The sequence below is a fragment of the Binatus sp. (SeqCode) genome (assembly GCF_036522015.1).
In the GTDB taxonomy this organism is placed as follows: domain Bacteria; phylum Desulfobacterota; class Binatia; order Binatales; family Binataceae; genus Binatus.
Genome location: NZ_DATDGQ010000075.1, coordinates 1 through 2,594 on the forward strand (window position 1 = coordinate 1; position 2,594 = coordinate 2,594).

A 2,594-nucleotide genomic window follows, 5' to 3' on the forward strand; every position below is an offset into this window, starting at 1 on the left:
AGGTCGCCCGAAGAGGTGCCCGCGCCGGCCGCCGCGTCATACCAGCCACTTCCCTTTCCGTCAGGCGGCGTCAGCCCGCCACGAGGCGGTCGCTGTTTGCCATAGCGGCGTACTGCAATTCGAATAGCCGGTAGTATAGTCCGCGCTGCGCCAGCAGCTCGTCATGGGTGCCGCTTTCGCGCAGCATGCCGCCGCCGAGGACCATGATTCGATCGGCGCGCTCGATAGTGGAGAGGCGATGCGCGATGACGACGGCGGTGCGCTCCGCGAGCAACTCGTTGAGCGCAAGCTGAATGAGGCGCTCGGTCTCGCTGTCGACGCTCGAGGTCGCTTCATCCATCACGAGGATTCGCGGGTTGTAGGCGAGCGCGCGCGCGAACGACAGGAGTTGACGCTGACCGGCGGAAAGGTTCGCGCCGCGTTCGCGAATCTGCTCGTTCAGCCCGTCCGGCAGGCGCTCGACGAAGCGCAACGCCTGCGCGCGCCGGAGCGCATCGCGCACTTCCGATTCGGTGAGATCGAGCCCGAGCCGAATGTTCTCGATCACGTCGCCGGCGAACAGGAAGACGTCCTGCTGTACGAGGCCGATCGTGCGCCGCAGCGCGCGCAGGTCCCATTCGCGCACGTCGATTCCATCGACCAGAATGCGGCCGCTCTGCACGTCGTAGAAGCGGTTCAGCAATTTGATGATGGTCGTTTTTCCGGAACCGGTAGGTCCGACGATCGCAATCTTCTGTCCCGGCTCGACCGTGAAACTCAGGTCTTTCAGTATCGGTTCGTCCCGACGGTACTCGAAGTTGACGTGATCGAACACGATCGACCCGCGCGAAACCGTCGGCAGCTTCGGCATCGCGGGAGCCGACACGATGAACGGTTCTTCCATCAGCTGCTCGATTCGCTCCGCCGACGCGAGCGCCGATTGCAGCGCGGTGTACTTGTTCGAAATTTCCCGCAGCGGCATGAAGAACATCTGCGCGTACTGCATGAAACCGATGAGGGTGCCGATCGTGATCGCGCGATGGAGCGCTTCGCCGCCGCCGGCCCACAGGATCACTCCGATCGTGATTGATGCGACAGTATCGACAGCCGCAAAGAGCCCGGTCTCGTAAATGTTCGCCATCATCTGCGAGTCGCGGCTGCGCGAGTTCAGCACGTCGAACTCGTCGCGGCTGGTGCGTTCACGGGTAAAGAGCTGGACAACCGTCATCCCCGCCAGCGACTCGGAGAGGTACGCGTTCACCGCCGCCAGCCGCTCGCGAATCTGACGGTAAACGACGCGCGCCCGCACCCGGAAAAGGTTGATGAACAGCAGCAGCGGCGGAATCGCGATCAGCGCCCACAACGCAAGGTGCGGACTCTTGGCCCACATAATGACCACGATTCCCGTCATCGTCATCACATCGACGAACACGGTCAGCGCTCCCGACGCGAACATGTCGTTGATCGCGTCGATGTCGGTCGTCATGCGGCTGACCAGCCTGCCCACCGGCGTGCGATCGAAGAAAGACATCGGCAGCCGCTCGACGTGGTTGAAAACGGCCAGCCGCAAATCTGACAGCGAATACTGCGCGACCATTATCGTCAGGTAAAACTGCGCGTAGAATGTCGCGAACTCACAAGCGACCAACAGAATGTAAATCGGCGCCATCGTCGTCAGGCTCGCACCGCCGGTATGCCGGAAAATCGCGGCGAGCCAGGCCGGCGGCACGGTCTTATGATGAGCCAGGAAAAGATCGATGATGAGCTGAATGATGTACGGCTGCGCGAGCGCGAAGGCCGAGTTCAGAGGCATCAGGATCACAGACAGGAAGAACAGCCGCCGGTACGGACGCACATACGTCCAGACGAACTTCAGCAGCGCGTAATCGCGCGCGCGTCCGAGCTGTTTTTCCTCGCCCTGCTGCATCGCCTAGTACCGCGCCAGCTCCTCTTCCATCAGTTGGCGATGGAACAGTTCGGCGTAGATTCCATGCCGCGCCATCAGTTGCTCGTGCGTTCCGCGCTCGGCGATTTGGCCGTCTTCGAGCACCACGATTTCGTCGGCGTCGCGCACGGTGGACGCGCGATGCGACACGACAATCGCGGTCCGGCCGCTGACCGAGGCCTCCAAGCCGTCGAGGATCGACTTTTCGGTTTCCGTATCGACGCTCGAAAGCGCATCGTCCAGCACCACGACTGCGGGCCGGTAAGTCAGCAAGCGGGCGATCGTGGCGCGCTGTTTCTGTCCGCCCGACAGCGACATGCCGCGTTCGCCGACGACAGTGTCGAGTCCATGCGGCAACACTGCGATGTCCGATTCGAGTCCCGCGACGCGTGCGGCGCTTTCAATTTCAGCCACCGACGCATCCGGGCGTCCGAACGCGATGTTGCGCGCGAGCGTGTCGGAGAACAGGATCGGCTCCTGCGGCACCACGCCGAGCGTCTTGCGCAGCGAATGCAGCGGCAGGTCGCGAATATCCTTGCCGTCGAGCAGTACGCGCCCGTCGGTTGGCTCGATAAGGCGGGTCAGCAGCTTCACCATCGTGGATTTTCCGGAGCCGGTGCGCCCGACGATCGCGAGTTTGCCGCCGGCCGGCACGCGCACGGTAACGTCC

2 protein-coding genes are annotated in these 2,594 nt (G+C 63.0%); both read right to left on the reverse strand.

What is annotated here, in order from left to right:
- Nucleotides 1–70 precede the first annotated feature (70 nt).
- Nucleotides 71–1,906 (reverse strand): ABC transporter ATP-binding protein, encoded by a 1,836-nt coding sequence (locus tag VIW95_RS03185; RefSeq protein ID WP_331583963.1) that lies wholly within the window; start codon nucleotides 1,904–1,906, stop codon nucleotides 71–73.
- Nucleotides 1,907–1,909: 3 nt separating this feature from the next.
- Nucleotides 1,910–2,594 (reverse strand): ABC transporter ATP-binding protein (locus VIW95_RS03190; RefSeq protein ID WP_331583964.1); only part of this gene is annotated, 685 nt, incomplete at its 5' end.

Excerpts from the sequence above, each read along its gene's own strand:
- VIW95_RS03185 (WP_331583963.1), bottom strand. The coding sequence starts at position 1,906 with ATGCAGCAGGGCGAGGAAAAACAGCTCGGACGCGCGCGCGATTACGCG.